We start from the raw sequence: 24,859 nt of genomic DNA, 5'->3' as shown, positions 1-24,859 counted from the left end.
GTCCACGCAAGGTTCGCGGTACAGCGCCTAGGCCGGGTCGGCGGGCCGATGCTGGCGCAGCAGTTCGATCTGCTGGGATGGGATCAAGGTGCGCAACGCCTTGTACAGCGCGCGGGTCTCCAGCAGGTTCCAGATGCGTAGCATGGTTTCCAGCGCATCCAGGGGCTTGCTGATGAAGTCCCGCGCGCCCAGGGCCAGCGCCCGCAGACGGGTGTCCCGGGTCGCGTCGGCGGTCAGGACCAGGATCGGCAGGTAGTCGTTGGCCGGTATGCGGCGGTTGAGCTGTTCCAGTACGGCGAAGCCGTCGAAGGCGGGCATGTGCAGGTCAAGGATCACCAGGTCCGGCTCGAAGCTGTTGAACAGGTCGAGGGTGCGCAGCGGTTCTGTGCTGCTCAGCACATTATGCAGGCCTTCGCGGGCCAGCAATTGCTCCATCAGGTCCAGGTTGGGGCGCTGATCGTCGACGATCAGGATGCGCAGGTCGCGGTTCATGCGGGCTCCGGCAGATAGTGCTCAAGATGGGCCAGGAAGGCCTGGATGTGAATGGGTTTGGTCAGGATCGCCGTGGCGCCGGCATCCTGCAGGGCTCGGTGGGTCAGGTCGCTGGCGTCGGCGGTGATCATCAGCACCGGCGTCGCGGCAGTGGCGGGGGACTGGCGCAAGCGACGCAAGACTTCCAGGCCCTCCAGGTCCGGCAGGGTCACGTCCAGCAGGATCAGTTGCGGCGCGTGCTGGCGCGCCAGGTCCAGGCCTATCTGGCCCTGCATGCTCGACAGCAGCTGGATGCCCGGACGGCGTTGCATCAGGGTCTCGATCAGCGCGAGGCTCGAAAGGTTGTCTTCGATGCACAGGACCTTGCCGTGGTACTGGACGGGTGGGCGGGCCACCGCCAGGGGCGCGATGGGCGCCGAATGGCTGTCGCTCACCTGGGCGGCCGGCAACAGCAGGGTAAAGCAGCAACCCTGTTGCGGCACGCTGTGCACCTGGAGGCTGCCCTGCATCATTTCCAGCAGGCTCTTGCTCAGGGACAGTCCGAGGCCGGTGCCCTCGACCTGGGGATCGGCGTCCAGGCGTTCGAACGGCTTGAACAACTGCGCCAGTTGATCGAGGGCAATGCCGTGCCCGGTATCGCTGACGGCGATGCTGACCTGATGGGCCTGGGCGGTCACTTCGATGCGCACCTCGCCGCCGGGACGGTTGTACTTGATGGCGTTGGACAGCAGGTTGAGCAGCACCTGGACCAGGCGCTGACGGTCGGCCCGCACACCAGTGCCCTCCGGAAGCGGCGGCAGTTCGACGAGACGAATGCCGGCGTCGGCGGCCATGGGCGAAACCAGCGTCAGGGCCTCGTGCAGGACCGCCGACAGAGCGATGGGCTCGATATTCAGCGGCAGGCGGCCGGCCTCGATGCGGGCGATGTCCAGCACCTCGTTGATCAGCGCCAGCAGGTGCTGGCCGGCGCGCAGGATATGGCTGACCTGGGGGCGCTGCCCGGCCGTGGAGTCCATGTCCAGCAACTGCGCGAAGCCGAGGATGGCATTGAGGGGCGTGCGCAACTCATGGCTCATGCGCGACAGAAACTCGCTCTTGGCCCGGCTGGCGCTTTCCGCTTCTTCGCGGGCAGTGCCCAGGGCGATCTCGGCGGCACGCCGGTCGGTGATGTCCCGGGTGATCTTGGAGAAACCGCGCAGGGCGCCGGTGGCGTCGTATTGGGCCGTGATGACCACGCTGGCCCAGAAGCGACTGCCATCCTTGCGACAGCGCCAGCCTTCTTCCATGTAATGGCCGTCGCGGGTGGCTTCGCGCAGGGCCATGTCCGGATGTGCCGGGCATTCCTCGGCCAGGTAGAACAGGGAAAAATGCCGACCGAGGATTTCCTGTTCGGTATAGCCCTTGATCCGCTCGGCGCCGGCATTCCAGGTGATCACGTGGCCCTGGGCATCCAGCGCGAAGATCCCGTAGTCCTTCACGCCGTCGATGATCAGCCGCAGCCGTTCCTCGTTGTCCCGCAGCGCCCGCTCGCGCTCGGCCAGCAGTTGCCCGGCCTCCACCAGGCGGGTGCCCAACTGCCCGATCTCGTCCTGTTCCGGTGGTTGCGGCAGCAAGGGTTGGCCCAGGGCCAGGCGCTGGGCGTTGCCTTGCACCTGCTGCACCCGGGCAACGATGCCCTTGGACAGGAACAGCACCGCGACTATCGCACCGAACAGACCGCACACCGCCGCCAGCAACGTGGCGAACAGCAGGCGCATGCGGGTGGCCGAGGCGGCGGCGCTGCGTTCGTCGAGCAGGGCGTCCTCACGGATGCGCATGGCGTTGATCTGTTCGCGCAGCACGTCCAGCACCTGCTTGTTTTCGATCAGGATCGCCGTGATGGCCTCGGTGTCATCGGCCCTGCCGTTGCGCAGCGCCGCCAATCCGTCGAGTTTCTCCTCGATCAGCGGCGTGATGGTCTGCAGATGATCGCGCACGCTGGCGTCGCGGATGTTGTGGTCCAGGCGTTGCAGGGCGGCCTGGATCAGCGACGTGGCCTTTTCGTAGCCGGGCAGGAAGTCCTCGCGGCGGGTCAACAGGTAGCCCCTCACGCTGGCCGCTGCTTCGGCCAGCAGGGTATGGACCGCCTGGATATCACCCTGGACCCGCAACACCCGGCGAACGTCCTCCTCGGCGCGGGCAGTCTGGCGTTCGGTGAAGTAGATCAGCACCAGCGACAGCAACAGCACCACCAGCGGCAGGGAAATCACCACCAGGGCCTTGCCTCGCAGGGGCAAGTCGTCCCAGCGACGCGTGATCCGCAGCTTCATGGCCATTGCCCGGCGGGTTGCGCCACCAGGCCCAGGGCGATGCCGCGCACCGCGGCCTGGGTCCGGTCGGCGGCGCCCAGCTTGCCGATGACCCGCTCCACATGGGCCTTGGCGGTGCCGGGGGCGATGCCGAGCTTTTCGCCGATTTCCCGGTTGCTGAAACCGCCCGCCACCAGGCCCAGCACCTGGCGTTCCCGGGTCGTGAGGGCCTGCAATTGAGCGGCGGCGCTGCCTCCGCGCTCGGCCATGCGCCGCAGCAAGCGGGCGCTGACGGCGCTGTTCAAGGTCTCTTCGCCCCGGGCCACCCGCCGGAGGGCATCCAGCACTTCCTCGCGGCTGGCGTCCTTGAGCAGGTAGCCAACGGCACCGGCATCGATGGCTGCTTCCAGGTGGTCGGGGCTGTCGTCCATGGTGAAGATCATGACTTTGATGAAGGGCTGGCGTTGTCGCAGGAGGCGCGCCGCGCCCAGGCCGTTGAGCACCGGCATGCGGATGTCGAGGATGGCGATGTCCGGGTGCAGCCGCTCGCACAGGTCCAGGGCTTCCTGGCCATCTCGGGCCTGGCCGACCACCTCGAAACCTTCGCTTGCGGCCAGCATGGCGATGAACCCGGTGCGGGTGACTTCATGATCGTCGGCCAGCAACAGGCGTATGGGCGCGGTCATGGCTGCTCTCCATGGGCGGGCAGTGGTACGCGGATCAGCAGCCGGGTCCCGCCCAGGGGGGCGCTCGAACAGCTCAATTGCCCTCCCAGAAGGCTGGCGCGCTCTTGCATCGCGGCCAGCCCCAGGTGGCAGCGGCCATTGGTTTCGACAGGTTGCCGCAGGGCGAAGCCACGGCCGTCGTCCTCGACCCGCAGGCAGGCCTGGCCGTCGCTCACCGACAGGCCCAGGCGCGCATGGCTGGCCTGGGCGTGCTTGAGGATATTATTGATGCCCTCCTGCGCGATGCGGAACAGGGCGATCTCTACCGCGCCGGGCAGGCGGGCGGCGCTGTGATCGTCCCAGCTCACCGCCAGTCCCGCCTCGCGCAGGCGATCGGCTTCCTTGTCGACAGCCTTGTACAGGCCAAAGTCATCCAGCACATGGGGGCGCAGGCCGCCGATCAATTGCCGGCCTTCACCGACGCAGCCCTTGGCCAGGGCCAGGATGGTCTGCAACTCGTTCGCCAGCTCCGGAGGCAGGGAGGGGCAGCGCCCGGCGAAGCCCTGCAAGCGTTGATGCAGGCCGGCCAGATTCTGCGCCAGGCCGTCGTGCAGGTCGTAGGCCACGCGCTTGCGCTCGTCCTCCTGGGCACTGAACAGGCGATGGACCAGCTCCGACATGGTGCGCTCCCGGGCCTGGAGCGCTTCGAGCAGCCGATGGTTCTCCAGATGCGCGGCCAACAGTGTCGCTAGCAGTTGCAGCGAGTCGATGTCTTCGTTGTCCGGCGCCGTGATGGTCACGCTGTTGCCCAGCAGCAAGACTCGGGATACCGCGCCGTCGAAGGTGCGCAAGGGCACGCGCAGCACTTGCGGCAGGACGCTGCCGGGGCACTCCAGCCATTGCGGGTCGGCCGAAGGCGAATGGGCGAGGCTGGCGAGCCGTTCCAGGCGCTCGCCGCTGCCATGGCTGGCGAGGGTGCGCAGCGGATCATCCGCCGTCCACTCCAACAGCAGGCCGTGATCCATGGCCATGAACGCACAGGCCCGTTGCACCACGCGCTGGCGCATCTGGGCCAGCGGCAGCCGGGTCAGTTCATGGCCGGTGCCCAGCAGCAGGCCCAGGCGCGCGGCACGGCTTTGCGACTGGCGATACTGGGTCCGAATGGCCAGGGCGCTGCCGGGATCATGGGGAGGGCTTTGCATGGGGGCTCCGGTATCAAAGGGACCGATTCGGTCGCGAGGCGGTATCAAGCCTTGCATGAAAAGTACCTGCGCGACGATCAGGCTGCGTTGAAAACCGCCTTGCCTGGTCGTCAATCGTTGGCTTTGCATGTACAGCCTAGAGCGTGTCGGTGGCGGGGCCCATCTGCCGAACGGCATAGTCGATCGGCACCGGTTGGCCGATGGCGGCGGTGCGGGCGGCCGGCAAAGTGGGGTCATTGAAACCCAAAGGAGCCCCACGATGAAAATGAAAACCTTCGCCCTTGCCGCCTTTTTTGTGCTGACCTCGCCGTTGGTCCATGCGGCCGATGCCACGCCTTACGTGTATCGCACCGTGGCCGAACAGCCGAAAGACGTGGGTGATCGCGAAATCGCTGCGCTCTTCGACCAGTGGAACACCACGCTGAAGACCGGCAGTGCCAGGGCAATGACCAGCCTTTATGCGCCGGACGCCATCCTGCAGCCGACGCTGTCCAACAAGGTGCGCACCACACCGGCACAGATCCAGGACTACTTCGATCACTTCCTGACCGGCAAGCCGGTGGGAACGATCAATTACCGGGAGATCCGTCATATGGGCCCCGATGCGGCCATGGACAGTGGGGTCTACACCTTCACGCTCACCAACGCCGACGGCAGCAAGCGGGATGTCCAGGCCCGCTATACCTTCCTCTACGAACGCCTGGATGGGCAGTGGAAGATCATCAACCATCACTCTTCGGCCATGCCGGAGGTGCCGAAAGTCCTGCACGCCAGCCACTGACCCGTCTTGCCGCACCCGCGCCCTTGCTTGCAAGGGCGTTGTCGTTTCTCGGCAAGGCCGAGTCATCGCCCGGCGAGCAGGGCTTTATGCATTCATGGGGCATAAAGGACTTGGATTAGCGCATGAATATTAATTAGAATCAGTCTCATTTGAGACATTCCATGCGCAGGGCCTCTTGACATGTTTGATGCAGCTACGCCGGCGGAGCAGTCCCTACATACGTTGTACCGTGATCACGGCAGCTGGCTGGAAGGCTGGCTGAGGCGGCGCATGGGCAACGCCTGGGATGCCGCGGACCTGCGCCAGGATACCTTCCTGCGAGTGCTGTCCAGCGCCCAGCCCCTGGCCGACCTGCACGAGCCTCGCGCCTATCTGCTGACGATCGGCAAGCGGCTGCTGAGCAATTTCTACACCCGGCGCAACCTGGAGCAGGCTTATCTCGACGCATTGGCGAGCTTGCCCGAAGCGTGCGTACCGTCTCCCGAACAACGTTGGTTGCTGCTCGAAACCCTGCACGCCCTGGATGAGTTGCTCGATGGCCTGCCGCCCCTGGTGCGGCGGGCCTTTTTGTGGAGCCAGCTCGAAGGGCTGGGCTACCGGGAAATCGCCGAGCGCATGCAGGTGTCCGAGCGCACCATCAAGCGCTACATGGCCCAGGCCTACGAGCATTGCCTGCTGGTGGACTTCTGATGAACCCGGCTCCTTGCCCCGAAGCCCGGGAAGTGGCCCGGGCGGCGGCTCGCTGGTTGGCCATGATGGACGTTGGTGACGGTAAATTCGATTCCGCCGGCCTGCAGCGTTGGCGGGACAGCTGTGCCCAGCATGAGGCGGCCTGGCAGAAGGCCCTGCGATTGCGTCAGCGATTCGCCGGTGTGCCTCCTGAGTTGGGCATGGCGACCCTGGATCGGCCATCCCTGCCTCGGCGCGATGTACTCAAGCGGGCCTTGGGCGTCGCTGCACTGGTGCCGGCCGCCTGGATGCTGGGACGAGAGCTGCCGCTGCAAGCCTTGCGGGCCGACTTGCACACCGCCACCGGAGAACAGCGGCGCTGGTCGCTGGTGGATGGCAGCGTATTGCAGTTGAACACCGACAGCGCCGTGGACCTGGATCTCAAGGCACGGCGAGTGCTTCTGGTCCAAGGCGAGATGGCCCTTAAGGTCGCGGGCGATATGCCGCTGACCGTCCAGGCACCTTATGGGACGATCACCCTCTGGGATGGCGAAGTCTGTGTGCGGTTGAGCCAGGGCAGTTGCCAGGTGTCGTTGCTCAGCGGTTCAGCGCAACTGCAGCCGCTGCATGGGTTGTCGCTGACGTTGGAGAAAGGCCAGCAGGTCAGTTTACAGGCCGCCGGCGCAGGGCCTGTGAGTGTCTTCGATGTGGCTCAGTTGGGCTGGCGCGACGGCGTGCTGGTGGCGCAGAACCAGCCGTTGGGGGATTTTCTGCGAGAGCTGGACCGTTATCGTCCGGGCGTGTTGCGTTGGGACCAGAGCCTGGAGTCGCTACGGGTGACCGGGAGCTTCCGCCTGGAAAACACCGATCGGATCCTTGCGCTGCTGGCGGCCAGCCTGCCGTTGGATGTGCAAATGCGCACCGGGTACTGGGTCACGCTGGTCCCTCGTAAAAATATCGCCTGAAGCCTGTCCCCTTTTTTTGTCTCGCTTGTCATTCAAGGCAAGTGAACAAAAACGAGAGCTCCCTCCAATGTCCGTAGCAGTACCTTTGCGTTTTCGCCCGGCCGTTGCCGGCTGGCGTCCGCTGTTGAACCTGAGCCTGATGCTGAGCCTGAGTGCCAGCCCATTCTTCATCGCCACCAGCCAGGCCGAGGATGCGTCCCGGCGCAGCTACCAGGTGCCGGCCGGCAGCCTCAGCGCCGCACTGACCCGGTTCGCCGGTCTGGCGGGGGTCAACCTGTCGGTGGATCCGTCCCTGGTCAGCGGCCGCAACAGCCCCGGCCTCGCGGGCGAATACGGTGTTGAGGAGGGCTTTGCCCGTCTGCTGCAGGGCTCCGGCCTGCAATTGCAACCGGTGGGTGAACAGGCCTATGTCCTGGTGCCCGCGCCGGAAGGCAGCAGCCTGCAACTGGCGCCCACCTCGATTCTCGGAGCCGGTGCTACCTCGGGAGGCGACGTGTATGCCGGCGGCCAGGTGGCGCGTCGTGGCTCACAGGGCTTGCTGGGCTCGCGGGATTTCATGGAAACGCCGTTCAGCATGACCACCTACACCAGCGAGACGGTAAAGAACCAACAGGCGCGGACCCTGGGCGACCTGATCGCCAGCGACCCCTCGGTTCGTTCCACCAACCCGGCGGGTGGCCGCTATGAGCAATTCACCATCCGTGGTTTCAGTCTGTTCAACAGTGATGTGGCCTACAACGGTCTCTACGGTGTCTTGCCGACATACACCATCGACATGGAAATGGCCGACCGGGTCGATATCCTCAAGGGCCCGACCCAACTGATCAACGGAATCTCGCCACGTGGCAGCGTGGGCGGCGGCATCAACGTGGTGCCCAAGCGCGCGAGCGACAAGCCCATCACCTCGTTCACCGGCAACTACGCCTCCAACAACCAACTGGGCGGTGCGGTGGACGTCGGTCGGCGGTTCGGCGAAGACAACAAGTTCGGCATCCGCTTCAACGGCGTCAAGCAGTCCGGCGACACCGAGTGGGACCACCAGAGCGTGGATCGGGAGATGGCCGTGCTGGGCCTGGACTTCCGCGGCGAACGCCTGCGTCTGTCCACCGACATTGGTCATACCGAGCGCGATACGGATGCACCGCAGGAGCGCGTACAAGTGGGCGCCAATGCCCAGGTTCCCCATGCCAGCGACGTGCGCGACAACTATGCGCAGCCCTGGACCAAGGCGCGGACCAAAGACACCTTCGGTACGGTGAACGCCGAATTCGATGTCAACGATGCCGTGATGCTGTATGGCGGTGTCGGAGCGCGTAAAAGCAACCATGACTTCCTTCGCCATAACGTCTCGGTGAGCAATGACGCCGGCGACTTCACCGTTCAGCCACGGGATTTCACCCGGGACGAAAATGTCCGGACGGCCACGGCCGGGGTTCGCAACTGGTTCCACACCGGGCCGGTGAGCCATGAGGTCAACCTGGCCGCCAGTTATTTCTACATGGACTTCACCAATGGCGGCGCCCGCTATGCCAACGGCCGCAGCAACCTGTACGACCCGGTACAGACCCCGACCCCCAGCAGGCCTACGCGACAGGACGACAAGGTCTACACCGAGAACCACTTCAGCGGCGTGGCACTGTCCGACACCCTGGGCTTCTTCGATGACCGGCTGTTGTTGACCCTCGGTGCCCGGTGGCAGCGGGTGGAGGTGGATGACTGGACCAACCATGTCAAAGGCGACACGGCCTACGACGAAGAGAAGGTCTCGCCGTCGGGTGGCCTCCTGTTCAAGGCCACCGACAGACTGTCTTTGTATGCCAACTACATGGAAGGCCTGAGCCAGGGCAAGATCGCACCGTCGACCTCGATAAACGAGGACGAGATTTTCCCGCCGTTCATCAGTCGCCAGGTCGAAGTGGGGGCCAAGTATGACGCAGGTCCATTCGCCTTGACGGCGGCGCTGTTCCGGATCAAGCAGCCGGCCTATGCCACCGATGCCACCACCCGTGTCTTCGGACCCAATGGCAAGCGCGAGAACAGCGGCGTGGAACTGAGTGTCTTCGGTGAGCCGATCAAGGGCACCCGCCTGCTCGGAGGTGTGATGTACATCGACAGCGAGCTGACCGATACCACGGGCGGCGCTTTCGATGGCAACCGGGCCCCGGCCACCCCCAAATTCAACGTCAACCTAGGAGCCGAGTGGGACGTGCCGACGATGCAGGGCCTGGCCCTGACCAGTCGCGGCATCTATTCCAGCTCGCAATACCTGGACCAGTCCAACGTCAAGGAAATCGACTCCTGGTTCCGTTTCGACGTGGGCGCCCGCTATGCATTCAAGGTCGACGAGAAGAACATCACCTTGCGCGCCAACATCGAGAACGTGGCGGACAAACGCTACTGGAGCTCGGCCGGTGCCTCGGACGACAGCGAACCAGGCTTGACGCTGTCGACGCCGCGCACCTACCTGCTGTCAGCGACCGTCGATTTCTGACCCGTCGTAGAGCTCCAGGGAGGGAGCCATTTCCAGGCGTCAGCATGGGGGGGAGGGCTGTTCGGTCGCGGCGTGAAACAGGCCCGCCAGGCACCCCGTCAATCAGGTGTCGCGGAACAGGTCGTGGGCGTCCAGCAGTCGCCAGGCGATTTGCGGACGTTTCTCCAGCGCGCGGCGAATGGCAGCGGGGATCGACTGGCGAATCTTGCGGCACAGCCCCGGTTGCGGCTGGAATTCGATGACGATGCCGCGCATGGTCCTGACTTCGTTGTAGCCCGGCTCTATGGTCAGGCGTACCCCGAGATTCTCATACAGGCGCTGCTGCAACCGTTCCAGCTCGGCCAGGTCCTGGATGCTTTCCAGGCGTTCGAGCAGGCGCTTTTCTTCCTGGCGGTTCAGGCAAAGGATGCGCAAGTCTGCGCCGGGCGTTTCCAGCAACGCAACGCGGCCGCAATCGCAAACGCCGGGCGGGCAGGGGGGACGGATCGGAATCGACGCGGTCATGGGCTCCACAAACTCTGCGACACAATGCAACTGCCGCCGGATCTGCCGGCGGCCCAGGCAATGTGATGCCTGATGGTATCGGGGTCAACCCCGTCATCAGGCCGCTTGTCTGTCGCCGGGCACGATCCGCTCGTCTGTTTCTGCCTCGATTCGAGCGAATCCTCGCGCGGCAGCGACCCCAGTATCTCGGCATGGGCGGCTGCATTGCGCTCCCCATCGAGTATATCCACGGCAACGAACTGATGGTGGGGGCGGCGTCGAGGCGTGTGCCGCCAGCCGCTACGTTGCTGGCTTCCTGGCCGGCCGCCAGGGACCGTTGCCCGCGAGCAACGGTCCCTCGCAGCAGCGTTTAAGGACTACAGCCCCAGCTCGGACAGGCCCGGATGATCGTCCGGGCGGCGTCCCAGTGGCCAGTGGAACTTGCGCTCGCTTTCCTTGATCGGCATGTCGTTGATGCAGGCATACCGGTTGCTCATCAGGCCCTGTTCATCGAATTCCCAGTTCTCATTGCCATAGGAGCGGAACCAGTTGCCCGAATCGTCGTGCCATTCGTAGGCGTAGCGCACGGCGATGCGGTTGTCGGCAAAGGCCCAGAGTTCCTTGATCAGGCGGTAATCCAGTTCCTTGGCCCATTTGCGCGTCAGGAATGCCTTGGCTTCTTCCCGGTTATGGGCGAACTCGGCGCGGTTGCGCCATTGGGTATCCAGGGTATAGGCCAGCGATACCCGCTGCGGGTCACGGGAATTCCAGCCATCCTCGGCCAGGCGGACTTTCTCGATGGCCGATTCACGGGTAAAGGGCGGCAACGGTGGACGAACTTCAGCGCAAGATGACATGGCAAATCTCCAGTGGGGTGATGAATCAAGTTCACAAAGTTCAACGGGGCAGGTTTATTGCTTCTTTTCCAACAACAACGTGTGCAGCATGTCCTGGGCATCATCGGCGGCACTGTGATCGCCCATGACCAGCGCGACCGTAATGGCGCCATCAATCAGGATCAGCAGCTGCCGGGCCAGGGCGTCCGGGTGCTCGACGCCTTGTTCGGTGCAAAGTCGGGTGACGTAGTCGAGCAGTTTCTGTTTATGCAGCTTCGCCACCAGGCGGACCGGGTCTTGCGGGTCGCCGGTTTCGCCGCTGGTATTGATGAACGCACAGCCGCGAAAACCCTCGCTCTGGAACCAGCCCTTGAGTACGGTGAACAGGTTGGACAGGCGTGCGGCCGGGGTCGGGGCCTTGTCGACCTCGGTGCTGAACCAGTGCATCCAGCGTTCGTCCCGTCGCTTGAGGGCGGCCACGATCAGGTCGTCCTTGTTGGCGAAGTAGCGATAAACGCTTTTCCTGGAGACGCCGGCGGTTTTCACCAGCAGATCCATGCCGGTGGCCGCGATGCCACTTTTATAGATCAACTTTTCGGCGACATCGAGGATGATGTCTCGTGTGTCATTGCTAATGATTTCATTCATGGGATAGACAGTAGAACGATCGTTCTCCTTGGTCAAATGTTTTTTTCATGACGACGGGAAGACCCGGCCTCGTCCATGGTGTAAGCTCATCCGTTCTTTGGAATCGATCTTATTGCGAGCCCTATGCCGTCGCTTTTCAAACGCCCCTTGCTGCCCAAGCTGCGCAGCTTTGCACTGCCTGCCGATGCCGTGGCCATCCTCGATGGCCCGGCCGAATTCCGCCGCTGCCTGCTGGAGAAGATCGCCCAGGCTACCCGGCGCATCTACATCGTCGCCCTGTACCTGCAACAGGATGAGGCCGGCCAGGAAATCCTCGATGCCCTGCATGCCGCCAAGGCCGCGCGTCCCGAACTGGAAGTGGTCGTGGTGGTGGACTGGCTGCGGGCCCAGCGCGGGCTGATCGGCGCCAAGAAACAGCCGGGCAACTCGGCGTGGTACCAGGAGCAGACGCGCACCCATGCCAGTGAAGTGCCGATCTACGGCGTGCCGGTGCAGACCCGCGAGCTGTTCGGGGTGCTGCACCTCAAGGGGTTCGTGATCGACGATTGCGTGCTCTACAGCGGCGCGAGCCTGAACAATGTGTACCTGCACAAGTTCGACAAGTATCGCTACGACCGCTATCACCTGCTGCACAACGCCGCCCTGGCCGACTCGATGCACCATCTGGTGCAGCACGGCCTGATCGCGTCCAAGGCCGTGCACCGCCTGGACCTGCCGAACCTGCCCAGCACCCGCAGCCTGCGCAATGACATCGGCGACCTGCGCAGCCGGCTCAAGCACGCGGCCTACGACACCAGCGCCGGCAGCCTCGACAGGCACGGCCTGTCGGTCAGTCCGTTGCTGGGGGTGGGCAAGAACAATCCGTTGAGCCGGGTCATCGTCGAGCTGATCGCCAGCAGTCGTCGCCAACTGACGATCTGTACCCCGTACTTCAACCTGCCCCTGGCGCTGACCCGCGAGATCAACCGAGCCCTGGCCCGTGGCGTCAGGATCGACATCATCGTCGGCGACAAGACCGCCAACGACTTCTTCATCCCGCCGAGCGAGCCGTTCAAGATCATCGCCGCGTTGCCCTACCTGTATGAGATCAGCCTGCGGCGCTTCGCCAGGCGGCACCAGCGCTACATCGACAGCGGCCTGTTGAACCTGCACCTGTGGCGCGATGGCGACAACAGCTATCACCTCAAGGGCATGTGGGTCGACGAGCGCTATACCTTGCTGACCGGCAACAACCTCAACCCCCGGGCCTTTCGCCTGGACCTGGAAAACGCCTTGCTACTGGACGATCCCAAGGGCGAGCTGCTGGCACCACGCCAGGCCGAACTCGAACAGATCTACCGGCACACTCATCGGATCGAGCGCTACCTGGACCTGGAAGCCTTGCCGGATTACCCGGCGGCGGTGGCCAAGTTCCTCAAGCGGGTCAGCCGTGTGCGGATAGAACGGCTGCTCTACCGGATCCTGTGAACACTGGCGCCATGTCCGAAAAAGACACCATCTCCATCCAGTTGGTGCGCGAAGCGCTGCTGCAAAGCTGCGCCCCCGGAGCGGCTATGGATGAAGTGCTGAACAAGGTCGGCATCGAGCCCATGTCGCTGGACGATCCCCAGGCCCGGGTCCCGGCCGATGCCTATGCGCGGCTCTGGCGGTTGCTGGCCAGGCGACTCGACGACGAGTTCTTCGGCATGGACCCGCGCCGGCTCAAGTCCGGCAGCCTGGCCTTTCTCTGCCAGTGCGCCATGGCCCAGCCCACCCTGGCCGCCGGGTTGACGGCGGGGCTGGGGTTCCTGTCGCTGATGCTCGAACACTTGCCGGCGCAGTGGACCCGCCAGCAGAGCCTGGCGGAAATCGTCCTGCTGGAGGACGATCGGGAGCCACGCCGGGCCTTCACCTATTTCACGTACTGGATGATCGTCCATGGTGTGACCTGCTGGCTGGCCGGGCGGCGCATCCCGATTCTTTCCATCGAACTGCGTTGCCCGGCGCCGGATTTCTGCGACGACTACCGTGTGATGTTTTCCCAGAACCTGCGCTTTGACCGGCCACGGACCCGGATGATCTTTGCCGCCGAATGCCTGGACCAGCCCATCCGGCGCAATGCCGATGAGCTCAAGCGCTTTCTCGCCCGCGCCCCGGCCAATATCCTGGTCAAATACCGCGACCCGCAAAGCCTCGCCAGCCGTATCAGGCACGACCTGCGCCAGCTGCCCGCCGAACAGTGGCCGGAAACCGAGGCCCTGGCCCAGCAGCTCTGCGTTTCCGCCTCGACCCTGCGTCGACGCCTGGCGGAGGAAGGGCAGACCTACCAGGGCCTCAAGGACAGTGTGCGCAAGGAACTGGCGATTGCCTGGCTGGCCGAGCCTTCCATCAGTTTCGTGGAGATCGCCGCGCGCCTGGGGTTTGCCGATGCCAGTTCGTTCTACAAGGCGTTTCGCAAGTGGTCCGGGTCCAACCCCGGGCATTATCGAAGCCTGATCCTCAACGAACCTCACTGATCGTCGATCCCGCAACTATCAGCCTGGACGCATTGAATCCGCTTACCCCAGGGCGTTCTCGCGGTGCGCCCGTGCTGGCGATCCGGACCATGGCCAAACCAGTCATGCAACTTGATGGCTTTGACCATTGCCGCCCCCTCCCTTCGGCGCGAGTATTTGCCTGTTTACGGTTCCCCCACCAATAAAAAGTACAGAGGGATTCTGGTCATGCGCGATTACTCGTCCGCCACGTCGCAGTTCGATTACCTGAACACCGTCAATGCCGCGTTGCACGGCTCGCTCGAAGCGATGAACGCTTGCGTCGAATGTTGCGACCGGCATGCCTTGCCGGGACGCATCGCCTTGTTCTGGGAGGGACGCGACGGCAGCGACGCGACCTGGACCTACCGAGACCTGCAGGACAACGCCGCGCGTTTCGCCAATTTCCTGCTGGCCCAGGGCGTGGGCAAGGGCGACAAGGTGGCCGGGCTGCTGCCGCGCACCGCCGAATTGCTGATCGTGGTGCTTGCCACCTGGCGTATCGGTGCCGTCTATCAACCGCTATTCACCGCGTTCGGCCCCAAGGCCATCGAGCACCGCCTCGGGAGCTCGGGGGCACGCATGGTGGTCACCGACGCGGTCAACCGTCCCAAGCTCGCTGACGTCGATGGCTGCCCCACGGTGGTGACGGTGGGCGGCGAGAAAGGCCGGGGCATCGTGCGTGGCGACTACAGTTTCTGGGCCGAAGTGGACAACCATTCCAGCCAGTGCGAACCGGTGATGCTCACCGGCGAAGACCCGTTCCTGATGATGTTCACCTCCGGCACCACCGGGCCGGCCAAGGCCTTGTCCGTGCCGCTCAAGGCCATCGTGGCCTTCCAGAGCTACACCCGTGACGCCGTGGACCTGCGCCCCGAGGACGCTTTCTGGAATGTCGCCGATCCGGGCTGGGCCTATGGCATCTATTTCGGTGTGACCGGGCCGCTGGCCATGGGGCATCCGATCACCTTCTACGACGGCCCGTTCACCCTGGAAAGCACCTGCCGGGTGATCAACAAGTACGGCATCACCAACCTGACGGGCTCGCCCACGGCCTATCGCCTGTTGATTGCCGGAGGCGAGCAGTTCGCACGTTCGATCAAGGGCCGTCTGCGGGTCGTCAGCAGTGCCGGCGAGCCGCTGAACCCGGAAGTGATCCGCTGGTTCGCCGATCACCTCGATGTGGTGATCCATGACCACTACGGCCAGACCGAGCTGGGCATGGTGCTGTGCAACCACCACGGGCTGGAGCATCCGGTGCACCTGGGGGCGGCCGGCTTCGCCTCGCCGGGCCACCGGATCGTGGTGCTGGATGAAAACCAGCGGGAACTGGGGGTGGGGCAGCCAGGCATCCTCGCCATCGACCGCAGCCAGTCGCCGATGTGCTGGTTCGCCGGTTACGAGGGCGGTCCCACCAAGTCCTTCGTTGGCGACTACTACCTGAGCGGCGACACGGTGGAGTTCAACGCCGACGGCAGCATCAGTTTCGTCGGACGCAGCGACGACGTCATCACCACGTCCGGCTACCGCGTCGGCCCGTTCGACGTGGAAAGCGCGTTGATCGAGCACCCGGCAGTGGTGGAGGCGGCCGTGATCGGCAAGCCCGACCCGGAGCGGACCGAACTGGTGAAGGCTTTCGTGGTGCTGGGCGCCCAGTACCGTGCCGCGCCGGAACTGGCCGAAGAGTTGCGCCAGTACGTGCGCAAGCGCCTGGCGGCGCACGCCTATCCTCGTGAAGTCGAATTTGTCAGTGATTTGCCGAAGACCCCGAGCGGCAAGTTGCAGCGCTTTATCTTGCGCAACCAAGAGATTGCCAAGGCTCTAGGGGGTGTTCTCAGTTAGTTCCCCCACCGCGCCAGCCCTTCGGGTTGTGTCTTAAAGCGGGCCAGGCTTCGTGGCAGGCCTTGGGAAGGGAACAACCCTTCCCGGCGGCCTGCGCCTTGCCTGGCCCGCTTAAGGCGACAACGCGATGGGGAAAGCAACTGAGAACACCCCCTGGGCCGCGGCGCAGAACGTTACAGCTTGAACCAAAGGAAACCATGATGCAGATCGACAACAAGATTTTCCTCGTCAGCGGCGGTGCGTCCGGCCTCGGCGCGGCCACCGGCGAAATGCTGGTCAAGGCCGGTGCCAAGGTGATGCTGGTGGACCTCAATGCCGACGCCGTGGCCGCCCAGGCCCAGGCACTCGGTTGCCACAGCGTGGTGGCGGACATCAGCGACGAGGCCGCGGCCGAAGCGGCGGTCAAGGCCACGGTGGATGCCTTTGGCGGCCTGAACGGGCTGGTGAACTGCGCAGGCATCGTGCGCGCAGAGAAAATCCTCGGCAAGAACGGTCCGCATGCCCTGGCCAGTTTCAGCCAGGTGATCAACGTCAACCTGATCGGCAGCTTCAACCTGCTGCGCCTGGCCGCGGCTGTCATTGCCGAAACGCAGGCCAATGCCGACGGCGAGCGTGGCGTGATCATCAACACCGCTTCGGTGGCTGCCTTCGACGGCCAGATCGGCCAGGCGGCCTACGCTGCCTCCAAAGGCGCCATCGCCAGCCTGACCCTGCCGGCAGCCCGGGAGCTGGCGCGCTTCGGCATCCGGGTGATGACCATCGCCCCCGGTATTTTCGAAACACCGATGATGGCTGGCATGACCCCCGAAGTGCGCCAGTCCCTGGCCGCCGGCGTGCCATTCCCGCAGCGGCTGGGCAAACCGACCGAGTACGCCGCGCTGGTCCGGCATATCATTGAAAACAGCATGCTCAATGGCGAGGTGATCCGTCTCGACGGTGCCTTGCGCATGGCAGCCAAATAGGAGGTTTTCCATGTCCAACGATCCGATTGTCATCGTCAGCGCTGTCCGCACCCCCATGGGCGGCTTCCAGGGCGAACTGAAAAGCCTGACCGCGCCACAGTTGGGGGCTGCCGCCATCAAGGCCGCCGTTGAGCGTGCCGGTATCGCGCCGGACGCGGTCGAGGAAGTGCTGTTCGGTTGCGTGCTCGCCGCCGGCCAGGGCCAGGCACCGGCACGCCAGGCGGCATTGGGGGCGGGGCTCGACAAGTCGACCCGCTGCACCACCCTCAACAAGATGTGTGGTTCGGGCATGGAGGCGGCGATCCTGGCCCATGACATGCTCGTGGCCGGCAGCGCCGATGTGGTCGTGGCCGGCGGCATGGAGAGCATGTCCAACGCGCCGTACCTGCTCGATCGCGCTCGCAGCGGCTTGCGCATGGGCCACGGCAAGGTGCTCGACCATATGTTCCTCGATGGCCTGGAGGATGCCTACGACAAGGGGCGCCTGATGGGAACCTTCGCCGAAGACTGTGCCGAAGCCAACGGCTTCAGTCGTGAGGCCCAGGATGCCTTCGCCATTGCGTCCACCACCCGTGCCCAGCAAGCGATCAAGGACGGCAGTTTCGATGCCGAGATCGTGCCGTTGCAGGTGATGGTCGGCAAGGAGCAGGTGACCGTGCGCCATGACGAGCAGCCGCCCAAGGCGCGGATCGACAAGATCGCCTCCCTCAAACCGGCTTTCCGCGAGGGCGGTACCGTGACGGCGGCCAATGCCAGTTCCATTTCCGACGGTGCCGCCGCCCTGGTGCTGATGCGCCAGAGCCAGGCTGTACAGCGCGGCTTGAAGCCGTTGGCGGTGATCCATGGCCATGCGGCATTCGCCGACACCCCGAGCCTGTTTCCCACGGCACCGGTCGGTGCGGTGAAGAAGCTGATGAAGAAAACCGGCTGGTCGCTGGATGAAGTCGACCTGTTCGAGGTCAACGAAGCCTTTGCGGTGGTAGGGCTGGTGACCATGGGCAAGCTGGAAATCCCCCACGACAAAGTCAACGTCCACGGCGGTGCGTGCGCATTGGGGCATCCGATCGGTGCGTCCGGCGCGCGGATCCTGGTGACCCTGCTTTCGGCCCTGCGCCAGAAAGGCCTCAAGCGCGGCGTCGCGGCCATCTGCATCGGTGGCGGCGAAGCCACGGCCATGGCTGTCGAATGCCTGTATTAAGGAATGACCATGCTTGCCACTGAAGAACAGACGCAAATCCGCGACATGGCCCGGCAGTTCGCCCAGGAACGCCTGAAACCATTTGCCGCCGACTGGGACCGCGAGCACCGTTTTCCCAGGGAGGCCATCGCCGAGATGGCCGAACTGGGTTTCTTCGGCATGCTGGTGCCGGAACAGTGGGGCGGTTGCGACACCGGTTACCTGGCCTATGCCATGGCCCTGGAAGAAATCGCCGCGGGCGATGGGGCCTGCTCGACCATCATGAGCGTGCATAACTCGGTGGGCTGCGTGCCGATCCTCAAGTTCGGCACCGATGAGCAAAAGACCCGGTTCCTGGCTCCCCTGGCCAGCGGCGCGATGCTCGGCGCCTTCGCCCTGACCGAGCCTCAGGCCGGTTCCGACGCCAGCAGCCTGAAGACCCGGGCGCGCCTCGAGGGCGACCATTACGTGCTCAACGGCAGCAAGCAGTTCATCACCTCGGGGCAGAATGCCGGGGTGGTGATCGTATTCGCGGTGACCGATCCGAGCGCCGGCAAGCGCGGCATCAGTGCCTTTATCGTGCCCACCGACTCGCCGGGCTACAGCGTGGCGCGGGTCGAGGACAAGCTCGGCCAGCACGCATCCGACACATGCCAGATCCTTTTCGAGGACATGAAGGTGCCGCTGGCCAACCGCTTGGGGGAGGAGGGTGAAGGCTATCGCATCGCCCTGGCGAACCTGGAAGGCGGACGCGTCGGTATTGCCGCCCAGGCGGTGGGCATGGCCCGGGCCGCGTTCGAAGCGGCCCGGGACTATGCCCGCGAACGGCAGAGTTTCGGCAAGCCGATCATCGAGCATCAGGCCGTGGCGTTCCGCCTGGCGGACATGGCGACCCAGATCGCCGTGGCCCGGCAAATGGTCCATTACGCCGCAACCTTGCGGGACAACGACCAGCCAGCGCTGGTGGAAGCGTCCATGGCCAAGCTGTTCGCCTCGGAAATGGCCGAGAAAGTCTGCTCCATGGCATTGCAAACCCTGGGTGGATACGGTTACCTCAACGACTTCCCGCTGGAACGCATCTACCGCGACGTACGGGTCTGCCAGATCTACGAAGGCACCAGCGACATTCAGCGCATGGTCATTTCGCGCAATCTTTGAACAGGAGTGCTGCATGAACTACGAAACGATTCTATTGGAGATCCAGGACCGCGTCGGCCTGATCACCCTCAACCGTCCCCAGGCCTTGAACGCCTTGAACGCGCAGATCGTCAGCGAACTGAACCACGCCCTGGACAGCCTGGAAGCGGACCCCAGGATCGGCTGCATCGTACTGACCGGTTCGAAGAAGGCCTTCGCCGCCGGTGCAGATATCAAGGAAATGGCCGAGCTGACCTATCCGCAGATCTACCTCGACGACCTGTTCAGCGACAGCGACCGCGTGGCCAACCGGCGCAAGCCGATCATCGCGGCGGTGAACGGTTTCGCCCTGGGGGGCGGCTGTGAGCTGGCGTTGATGTGCGATTTCATCCTGGCGGGCGACAATGCCAAGTTCGGCCAGCCGGAAATCAACCTGGGCGTATTGCCAGGCATGGGCGGCACCCAGCGCCTGACTCGCGCGGTGGGCAAGGCCAAGGCCATGGAGATGTGCCTGACCGGGCGTTTCATCGACGCGGTGGAGGCCGAGCGTTGCGGCATCGTGGCGCGGATCGTACCGGCCGACGAACTGCTGGATGACGCCCTGAAGACCGCCGCCCTGATCGCGTCCAAGTCGGTGCCTGTCAGCATGATGGTCAAGGAAAGCGTCAACCGCGCCTTTGAAGTGAGCCTGTCCGAAGGCGTGCGTTTCGAGCGCCGGGTGTTCCACGCGGCGTTCGCCACGCAGGATCAGAAAGAAGGCATGGCTGCGTTCGTGGACAAGCGCGCGCCCCAGTTCCAGGACAAATAACCATAACCCTGACTGACGCCATCGCGAGCAAGCACGCTCCTGTAGGGGGCCCAGGGTGTACGGAACATGTGTGTACACCGCCAGGCCCTGTAGGAGCGAGCTTGCTCGCGATGGGCGGGGGCCGTTCAGCCGGGCAAGCGGTTTCTATTTTTTTGCGGTTAGGTCCTTGTCAATTTCAATATCCAGGTCCTTTTTCAGCGTGCCCGGGTCGCTATACATCGGGCTCTGGCGGCCTCTGTAAACATAAAAGTAATTTGTTGGACCGCCATAAGGGTCGTATTGTCTTCGCCAGATATCCACGCCTCGGTGGTTCTCGACAAGTACATCTGCGGCTTGGTCTGTCATGATTCGGCTCCTGTTCGGCCAAGGCTGGACAGGCCCGTCCAGCCGGCGACCGAAGCCGAGCAGGGACGGACTGATGTAGCGACGAAATCATTAGGACCTGGATGGCGGGAGGTGGCTACTGTAGGAGCTTACAGGTAGCGAATTTTCCAGATGAGCGGCGGCGCAGTCGACGTCTTCATCAACTGCACCCCTGCATCGCAAGCTTGCTCGCAATGCTTCTCCTGCTGTTAAACCAGGTAGTGCTTGAGTTCCCGGGCGATGACCATCCGCTGGATCTCGCTCGACCCCTCATAGATCTGGGTGATCCGTGCGTCGCGGTAGTAGCGCTCCACCGGATAATCTTCAAGATACCCATACCCGCCATGGATCTGGATCGCCGAGGAGCAGACTTTCTCGGCCATTTCCGAGGCGAACAGCTTGGCCTGAGAGGCCTCCGACAGGCAGGGCTTGCCGGCGCTGCGCAAGCGGGCGGCATGGAGGATGAGCAGGCGGGCGGCGTTCAGGCGGGTGTGCATGTCGGCCAGCAGGTTGGCGATGCTCTGGTGCTCGATGATGGGCTTGTCGAACTGTGTCCGGTCCCGGGCGTAGGCCAGGGCCGCTTCAAACGCCGCCCGGGCGATGCCCAGGGCCTGGGCCGCGATGCCGATGCGACCGCCTTCCAGGTTGGACAGGGCGATGGCCAGGCCCTTGCCCCGGGCGCCCAGCAGACTGGCCTCGGCAACGGTGCAGTCGTTGAGGGTGACCGCGCAGGTATCCGAAGCGCGAATGCCCATCTTGTGCTCGGTGCGATCCACGATGAAGCCCGGCGTATCGGTCGGCACCAGAAACGCCGAGATCCCTTTCTTGCCCAGTTCAGGATCCGTCACGGCGAAGACGATCGCCAGCTTCGCCCGCTTGCCATTGCTGACGAACTGCTTGGCGCCGTTGATGACCCACTGGCCGTCTCGCAATTCGGCGCGGGTGCGCAGGTTGTGGGCCTCGGAGCCGGCCTGGGGCTCGGTCAGGCAGAAGCAACCGATGGCCTGGCCGCTCGCGAGCTCGGCCAGCCAGGCCTGTTTCTGTTCGTCGCTGCCGTAGTTGAGTACTGGCCCGCAGCCCACCGAGTTATGGATGCTCATCAGTGCCCCGACGGCGCCGTCACCTGCAGAAATCTCTTCCACCGCCAACGCATAGGCCACGTAGTCGACGTAGGTGCCGCCCCATTCTTCGGGCACCACCATGCCCAGCAGTCCCAGTTCGCCCATCTTTGCCACGACGCTGTCGTCGATCCAGCCGGCCTTTTCCCAGGCCTGGGCATGGGGCGCGATTTCACCACGGGCAAAGTCCCGGGCCATGTCGCGGATCATCACTTGTTCTTCTGTCAGTTCGAGGTCGTGCATGGACTCAATTCCCGAGGTCGTCGAAGCCGTCGAAGAAACTCGCCACGTGGCCGGCGTCCAGCGCCTCCAGGGTGGGCGGGTTCCAGCGCGGTTTTTTGTCTTTATCGATCAGCAGCGCGCGTACACCTTCGATCAGGTCGCCACGCTCGAACCATTGCCGGTCCAGGTGCAGCTCCAGGGCAAAGCAGTTTTCCAGGCTCAGGTGCCGGCCCCGGCGCAGCATCTGCAGCGTCACGCCCATGGCCAGGGGGGAACGGGTTTCCAGCAGGGTGGCGGTTTCCAGGGCCCATTCATGGCTGTTGGCGACCGTCACCTGGCGCAATTGTTCGACCATGCTCGGTACGTCGGGCAGGGCGAAGAAATGATCGATGGCCGGGCGCAGGGCATCGAGGGGAGGGGCTGGCAGTTGCTGCACGGCGAGTTTCGCCAGCAGGCTTTGCAGGTCCTTGAGCGGCATGTCGCTCCACTCCAGGCGGTCGAGACGCTCGTCGAGCTGGGCGAGCTTGCGGCTCTCCAGGTACCAGTCGGCCAGCCGGCAGTACAGGGCGTCGGCCGCCCGGATCTGCACGCCGCTGACCCCCAGATAGATACCCAGCTCGCCGGGAATGCGCGGCAGGAAGTAACTGCCGCCCACGTCCGGGAAATAACCGATGCCGGTTTCCGGCATGCCCAGTCGGCTTCGTTCGGTGACCACCCGCAGGTCTGCGCCTTGCACCAGGCCCATGCCGCCGCCCAGGACGAACCCGTCCATCAGGGCCACGATGGGCTTGCGGTAATGGTGGATCGTCAGGTCAAGGGCGTACTCCTCGACGAAGAAGTCTTCATGCAGGGAATGGCCCTGTTTGTAGCTGTCGTACAGCGAACGGATGTCGCCGCCGGCGCAGAATGCCTTGTCGCCGGCACCGCGCAAGACAACCGCGCGGATCTGCGGATCGAGGGCCCAGGCGTCGAGCTGTCGCTGCAGGCTGCGCACCATGTCCAGGGTCAGGGCATTGAGGCCAGCGGGCCGGTTCAGGGTCAAGTGGCCGATGTGGTTGCGCACATCGACCAATACGTCACAGGCCATCACTTCTACAGTCCCTGTGGCTTTGGATGAAACCTGAGCTGTCATCGCTAACTCCCTGCTTTTATTGTTCTTTATGAATGATGTCGCGCGTACCCGGTCGGGATCGTAACAGTGCAAATTTGCATCGCACAACCGGCATACGTGCAGGTCCTTTCTGCATATTTATAGCAGCCACAGGATCAGCCGCGACCCGACAGCACCTCCGTGATGCTGCGGCGCCGGGCATTTCGCTCGCTGGCGTGGATCAATTGTTCGAGATCTTCGGGGGTTACGTCGAAGAATGCTTCCATTTCCGCCAACGCCAGCTTCAAGTCTTCGGCGGTGATGGCATGTCGATCGACCGGGGGATGATCGGCCGGGATGACCGCCACCGGCTCACTGGCGCGCTTGGGGTAGCGCACCTGCGTCAGGTTGTTGTAGGCCAGCGCGCTGGCCAGCAGGCCGGAGCCGGCCAGCATGGCGGCGGCCACGCCCTGCCAGTCCAGGGCAATGATGGACGGGTCGGCCAGTACCATGGTCGCGGCCAGCGCACCCGCTGGAGGATGCACGCACCGCAGCCAGCACATCAATACCAGCGCAGTGCCGGCCGCCAGGCAGGCGCTGCCCAGCGTGCGTCCCAGTACATGAGCCACCAGCAGCGCCACGACCGAGGCACACAGGTATCCGCCAAAAATCGACCAGGGCTGGGCAAGGGCGCCCGAGGACACCGCGAACAGCAGCACGGCCGAGGCGCCAAGCGGCCCGATCAGGTGCTGCGCCACTTCGAGGCCGTACACCTGGCTGCAAAGCCAGACACTGAACATCGTTCCCAACGCCATGCCGATGGCGGCGCGGCTCCATTCGGTGGGACGGGTATTGATCGCAGCGGGGAACCAGCGGGCAAGCATTCAGAAAAAATCCAAAAAACGAACAAAAAAATGGGCTTACGGGAAAATCCCAGAAAGCCCTTTAAGTGTTCCAACAGTTGGGGGTGAGGAACATGCACAGTCTGCCCCCGGGCCCCCTGAGTTACAAATTCATATTAATGCAGTTTCAATGCATTTATTTTGAGGTAATGCATCGTCATGGAAGAGAACTGACGTCAGGATTCGCGGGCGCTGGAAAATGGTTCGATGGAGGAGCGAGGGCTAGTCCAGCTCGAGCCCGTACCCGCCCGGCAATTGCGCAACGAAGTCACCCACCACATCCCGCGTCAGGCTGACGATATCTTCCACCCGTTCCATGCCGGCGCCGGTGCGCCAGCTGGCGACGATGTCCATCACCGAGGGCAGCGGGACGCCGTCCAGCAGCGTCAGCGAGCCCTGGGCCAGTTCGCCCTGTACCAGGGCTGCGGGCATGGCGCCGATGCCAAAGCCATCGCGAACCAGGCGGGTGATGGCGGACGCGGAGTTCACGCAATTGATGCGTGGCGAGACGATGTTCGCCGAGTGCAGCAGGTTGAGGATGTCCTGGTGAGGCCGGGAGTTGCGCGAGAAAGTCACGATGCGTTCCTGGGACAGCTCCTCCAGCGATGCATATTGCCGATCGTAGACCGAGCCGGTGCGGACCACCCAATGCATCGGGTAGCGGGTCAGCAGGGCGTTGCGTACGCTGTCCAGGCGCAGGATATCGGTCTGGAAAATGATGTCCTGGTAGCCTTTTTCCAACTGGGAGCACAGGTTGCTTGCGGTATCGGCCGACAGTTCGATCTCCAGGGCCGGGTAGCATTGCATCAGCCGGGTCACCAGCGGGCTGAGCCAGGTGTGGATCACGGTGTCCATGGCGCCGATGCGGATCCGGCCGCGCACCTGGCGTGGATCCTTGATCACCGCCTTCATGCTTTGCATGGTGTCCATGATGCGCTCGGCATATTCCAGCACCCGCTGCCCTTCGGATGTCAGCGACACGCCCTTGGAATCGCGTACGAACAGGCGCACGCCCATTTCATCCTCCAGCGCGGCAATCCGGCTGGAGATGGACGCCTGGGTGGTGAACAGCTTTTCCGCGGTGAGACGAAAGCTCTTCAGGCGAGCGACCCAGACGAAAGTTTCCAGAAACTTGATGTTCACGTGGATCGATTCCTTGGTGCGATGACGCAGGGCAATGTCATGGGGCTTGCTGCCAGCGTAGG

23 protein-coding genes are annotated in these 24,859 nt (G+C 64.0%); 11 read left to right on the top strand and 12 right to left on the bottom strand.

All coding sequences use genetic code 11. From position 1 onward, the window contains the following. Positions 1 to 27: 27 nt before the first annotated feature. The 4 genes from BLP99_RS16365 to BLP99_RS16350 are packed head-to-tail and all read right to left on the bottom strand — an operon-like array spanning position 28 to position 4,647. Entirely contained in the window at positions 28 to 492 is a 465-nt protein-coding gene (locus BLP99_RS16365) for a response regulator (RefSeq protein ID WP_072391594.1), read from the bottom strand. Beyond that, positions 489 to 2,801: an ATP-binding protein gene (locus tag BLP99_RS16360; RefSeq protein WP_076407041.1), complete on the bottom strand. Its 2,313-nt coding sequence runs from the start codon at positions 2,799 to 2,801 to the stop codon at positions 489 to 491. The genes BLP99_RS16365 and BLP99_RS16360 overlap by 4 nt, the downstream gene beginning before the upstream one ends. Beyond that, positions 2,798 to 3,466, bottom strand: a complete 669-nt coding sequence (locus BLP99_RS16355) for a response regulator (RefSeq protein WP_072391597.1) — start codon at positions 3,464 to 3,466, stop codon at positions 2,798 to 2,800. The genes BLP99_RS16360 and BLP99_RS16355 overlap by 4 nt, the downstream gene beginning before the upstream one ends. Next, a complete protein-coding gene (locus tag BLP99_RS16350; RefSeq protein WP_092181000.1) occupies positions 3,463 to 4,647 on the bottom strand; it encodes a sensor histidine kinase in 1,185 nt (394 codons plus the stop codon). The genes BLP99_RS16355 and BLP99_RS16350 overlap by 4 nt, the downstream gene beginning before the upstream one ends. Before the next feature lie 259 nt (positions 4,648 to 4,906). On the opposite strand from BLP99_RS16350, the gene BLP99_RS16345 reads away from it, so the two are divergent. The 4 genes from BLP99_RS16345 to BLP99_RS16330 all read left to right on the top strand — a co-directional run bounded on the left by BLP99_RS16345 (position 4,907) and on the right by BLP99_RS16330 (position 9,553). Continuing rightward, complete coding sequence (locus tag BLP99_RS16345) at positions 4,907 to 5,428, top strand: SgcJ/EcaC family oxidoreductase (protein ID WP_072431002.1); 522 nt, start codon at positions 4,907 to 4,909, stop codon at positions 5,426 to 5,428. 180 nt (positions 5,429 to 5,608) lie between these two features. Further along, positions 5,609 to 6,118, top strand: coding sequence for a sigma-70 family RNA polymerase sigma factor (locus tag BLP99_RS16340; RefSeq protein WP_072391603.1), 510 nt, complete (start codon positions 5,609 to 5,611; stop codon positions 6,116 to 6,118). Further along, positions 6,118 to 7,062, top strand: a complete 945-nt coding sequence (locus BLP99_RS16335) for a FecR family protein (protein ID WP_092180997.1) — start codon at positions 6,118 to 6,120, stop codon at positions 7,060 to 7,062. Before BLP99_RS16340 ends, BLP99_RS16335 begins: the two co-directional genes overlap by 1 nt. A gap of 67 nt (positions 7,063 to 7,129) precedes the next feature. Continuing rightward, positions 7,130 to 9,553, top strand: coding sequence for a TonB-dependent receptor (locus BLP99_RS16330; RefSeq protein ID WP_092180994.1), 2,424 nt, complete (start codon positions 7,130 to 7,132; stop codon positions 9,551 to 9,553). A 102-nt stretch (positions 9,554 to 9,655) separates the two neighbouring features. Here BLP99_RS16330 and BLP99_RS16325 read toward each other — a convergent pair whose 3' ends face one another. The 3 genes from BLP99_RS16325 to BLP99_RS16315 form a co-directional block, all read right to left on the bottom strand. Continuing rightward, entirely contained in the window at positions 9,656 to 10,057 is a 402-nt protein-coding gene (locus BLP99_RS16325) for a hypothetical protein (protein WP_092180991.1), read from the bottom strand. Positions 10,058 to 10,413: 356 nt separating this feature from the next. Further along, positions 10,414 to 10,893: a nuclear transport factor 2 family protein gene (locus tag BLP99_RS16320; RefSeq protein WP_092180988.1), complete on the bottom strand. Its 480-nt coding sequence runs from the start codon at positions 10,891 to 10,893 to the stop codon at positions 10,414 to 10,416. Positions 10,894 to 10,947: 54 nt separating this feature from the next. Continuing rightward, a complete protein-coding gene (locus BLP99_RS16315; RefSeq protein WP_072391619.1) occupies positions 10,948 to 11,520 on the bottom strand; it encodes a TetR/AcrR family transcriptional regulator in 573 nt (190 codons plus the stop codon). Between the two features lie 123 nt (positions 11,521 to 11,643). Here BLP99_RS16315 and pssA point away from each other — a divergent pair, with 123 nt between their 5' ends. The 7 genes from pssA to BLP99_RS16280 all read left to right on the top strand — a co-directional run bounded on the left by pssA (position 11,644) and on the right by BLP99_RS16280 (position 19,959). After that, a complete protein-coding gene (gene pssA, locus BLP99_RS16310; RefSeq protein ID WP_092180985.1) occupies positions 11,644 to 12,987 on the top strand; it encodes a CDP-diacylglycerol--serine O-phosphatidyltransferase in 1,344 nt (447 codons plus the stop codon). An 11-nt stretch (positions 12,988 to 12,998) separates the two neighbouring features. After that, positions 12,999 to 14,015: an AraC family transcriptional regulator gene (locus BLP99_RS16305; protein WP_072458775.1), complete on the top strand. Its 1,017-nt coding sequence runs from the start codon at positions 12,999 to 13,001 to the stop codon at positions 14,013 to 14,015. Positions 14,016 to 14,222: 207 nt separating this feature from the next. Further along, entirely contained in the window at positions 14,223 to 15,875 is a 1,653-nt protein-coding gene (locus BLP99_RS16300; protein ID WP_092180982.1) for an AMP-binding protein, read from the top strand. 200 nt (positions 15,876 to 16,075) lie between these two features. After that, entirely contained in the window at positions 16,076 to 16,837 is a 762-nt protein-coding gene (locus BLP99_RS16295) for an SDR family NAD(P)-dependent oxidoreductase (RefSeq protein ID WP_072391630.1), read from the top strand. A gap of 10 nt (positions 16,838 to 16,847) precedes the next feature. Then, positions 16,848 to 18,035 (top strand): acetyl-CoA C-acyltransferase, encoded by a 1,188-nt coding sequence (locus tag BLP99_RS16290; protein WP_092180979.1) that lies wholly within the window; start codon positions 16,848 to 16,850, stop codon positions 18,033 to 18,035. Between the two features lie 9 nt (positions 18,036 to 18,044). Further along, the gene (locus tag BLP99_RS16285) at positions 18,045 to 19,172 is read left to right on the top strand and encodes an acyl-CoA dehydrogenase (protein ID WP_072391636.1); all 1,128 of its coding nucleotides are present in this window, start codon (positions 18,045 to 18,047) and stop codon (positions 19,170 to 19,172) included. A 13-nt stretch (positions 19,173 to 19,185) separates the two neighbouring features. After that, a complete protein-coding gene (locus BLP99_RS16280) occupies positions 19,186 to 19,959 on the top strand; it encodes an enoyl-CoA hydratase (RefSeq protein WP_072391639.1) in 774 nt (257 codons plus the stop codon). Positions 19,960 to 20,103: 144 nt separating this feature from the next. On the opposite strand, the gene BLP99_RS16275 is transcribed toward BLP99_RS16280, so the two are convergent. The 5 genes from BLP99_RS16275 to BLP99_RS16255 all read right to left on the bottom strand — a co-directional run bounded on the left by BLP99_RS16275 (position 20,104) and on the right by BLP99_RS16255 (position 24,797). Next, the gene (locus tag BLP99_RS16275) at positions 20,104 to 20,304 is read right to left on the bottom strand and encodes a hypothetical protein (RefSeq protein WP_072391642.1); all 201 of its coding nucleotides are present in this window, start codon (positions 20,302 to 20,304) and stop codon (positions 20,104 to 20,106) included. Between the two features lie 227 nt (positions 20,305 to 20,531). Next, positions 20,532 to 21,683 carry an acyl-CoA dehydrogenase family protein gene (locus tag BLP99_RS16270; RefSeq protein WP_076407039.1) on the bottom strand — a complete coding sequence of 384 codons (1,152 nt, stop codon included), beginning with the start codon at positions 21,681 to 21,683 and terminating at the stop codon, positions 20,532 to 20,534. Positions 21,684 to 21,687: 4 nt separating this feature from the next. Continuing rightward, positions 21,688 to 22,794, bottom strand: coding sequence for an enoyl-CoA hydratase/isomerase family protein (locus tag BLP99_RS16265; protein ID WP_092180976.1), 1,107 nt, complete (start codon positions 22,792 to 22,794; stop codon positions 21,688 to 21,690). A gap of 134 nt (positions 22,795 to 22,928) precedes the next feature. Continuing rightward, positions 22,929 to 23,636: an HPP family protein gene (locus tag BLP99_RS16260; protein ID WP_092180973.1), complete on the bottom strand. Its 708-nt coding sequence runs from the start codon at positions 23,634 to 23,636 to the stop codon at positions 22,929 to 22,931. A 240-nt stretch (positions 23,637 to 23,876) separates the two neighbouring features. Beyond that, positions 23,877 to 24,797 (bottom strand): LysR family transcriptional regulator, encoded by a 921-nt coding sequence (locus tag BLP99_RS16255; protein ID WP_072391995.1) that lies wholly within the window; start codon positions 24,795 to 24,797, stop codon positions 23,877 to 23,879. Positions 24,798 to 24,859: the final 62 nt, after the last annotated feature.

Origin of the sequence: Pseudomonas sp. NFACC32-1, from assembly GCF_900101215.1 — a bacterium.
Classification (GTDB): domain Bacteria; phylum Pseudomonadota; class Gammaproteobacteria; order Pseudomonadales; family Pseudomonadaceae; genus Aquipseudomonas.
Note: the sequence above shows the minus strand (reverse complement) of the source record. Positions and strands in the feature narration are given on the sequence as shown.

What these genes read in the sequence shown, in the direction of transcription:
- BLP99_RS16265 (WP_092180976.1), bottom strand. Translation starts at nt 22,794, where the DNA reads ATGACAGCTCAGGTTTCATCCAAAGCCACAGGGACTGTAGAAGTGATG.
- BLP99_RS16350 (WP_092181000.1), bottom strand. Translation starts at nt 4,647, where the DNA reads ATGCAAAGCCCTCCCCATGATCCCGGCAGCGCCCTGGCCATTCGGACC.
- BLP99_RS16305 (WP_072458775.1), top strand. Translation starts at nt 12,999, where the DNA reads ATGTCCGAAAAAGACACCATCTCCATCCAGTTGGTGCGCGAAGCGCTG.
- BLP99_RS16340 (WP_072391603.1), top strand. Translation starts at nt 5,609, where the DNA reads ATGTTTGATGCAGCTACGCCGGCGGAGCAGTCCCTACATACGTTGTAC.
- BLP99_RS16275 (WP_072391642.1), bottom strand. Translation starts at nt 20,304, where the DNA reads ATGACAGACCAAGCCGCAGATGTACTTGTCGAGAACCACCGAGGCGTG.
- BLP99_RS16365 (WP_072391594.1), bottom strand. Translation starts at nt 492, where the DNA reads ATGAACCGCGACCTGCGCATCCTGATCGTCGACGATCAGCGCCCCAAC.
- BLP99_RS16290 (WP_092180979.1), top strand. Translation starts at nt 16,848, where the DNA reads ATGTCCAACGATCCGATTGTCATCGTCAGCGCTGTCCGCACCCCCATG.
- BLP99_RS16320 (WP_092180988.1), bottom strand. Translation starts at nt 10,893, where the DNA reads ATGTCATCTTGCGCTGAAGTTCGTCCACCGTTGCCGCCCTTTACCCGT.
- BLP99_RS16280 (WP_072391639.1), top strand. Translation starts at nt 19,186, where the DNA reads ATGAACTACGAAACGATTCTATTGGAGATCCAGGACCGCGTCGGCCTG.
- BLP99_RS16295 (WP_072391630.1), top strand. Translation starts at nt 16,076, where the DNA reads ATGCAGATCGACAACAAGATTTTCCTCGTCAGCGGCGGTGCGTCCGGC.
- BLP99_RS16260 (WP_092180973.1), bottom strand. Translation starts at nt 23,636, where the DNA reads ATGCTTGCCCGCTGGTTCCCCGCTGCGATCAATACCCGTCCCACCGAA.
- BLP99_RS16355 (WP_072391597.1), bottom strand. Translation starts at nt 3,466, where the DNA reads ATGACCGCGCCCATACGCCTGTTGCTGGCCGACGATCATGAAGTCACC.
- BLP99_RS16300 (WP_092180982.1), top strand. Translation starts at nt 14,223, where the DNA reads ATGCGCGATTACTCGTCCGCCACGTCGCAGTTCGATTACCTGAACACC.
- BLP99_RS16285 (WP_072391636.1), top strand. Translation starts at nt 18,045, where the DNA reads ATGCTTGCCACTGAAGAACAGACGCAAATCCGCGACATGGCCCGGCAG.
- BLP99_RS16335 (WP_092180997.1), top strand. Translation starts at nt 6,118, where the DNA reads ATGAACCCGGCTCCTTGCCCCGAAGCCCGGGAAGTGGCCCGGGCGGCG.
- pssA (WP_092180985.1), top strand. Translation starts at nt 11,644, where the DNA reads ATGCCGTCGCTTTTCAAACGCCCCTTGCTGCCCAAGCTGCGCAGCTTT.
- BLP99_RS16270 (WP_076407039.1), bottom strand. Translation starts at nt 21,683, where the DNA reads ATGCACGACCTCGAACTGACAGAAGAACAAGTGATGATCCGCGACATG.
- BLP99_RS16360 (WP_076407041.1), bottom strand. Translation starts at nt 2,801, where the DNA reads ATGAAGCTGCGGATCACGCGTCGCTGGGACGACTTGCCCCTGCGAGGC.
- BLP99_RS16330 (WP_092180994.1), top strand. Translation starts at nt 7,130, where the DNA reads ATGTCCGTAGCAGTACCTTTGCGTTTTCGCCCGGCCGTTGCCGGCTGG.
- BLP99_RS16325 (WP_092180991.1), bottom strand. Translation starts at nt 10,057, where the DNA reads ATGACCGCGTCGATTCCGATCCGTCCCCCCTGCCCGCCCGGCGTTTGC.
- BLP99_RS16345 (WP_072431002.1), top strand. Translation starts at nt 4,907, where the DNA reads ATGAAAATGAAAACCTTCGCCCTTGCCGCCTTTTTTGTGCTGACCTCG.
- BLP99_RS16315 (WP_072391619.1), bottom strand. Translation starts at nt 11,520, where the DNA reads ATGAATGAAATCATTAGCAATGACACACGAGACATCATCCTCGATGTC.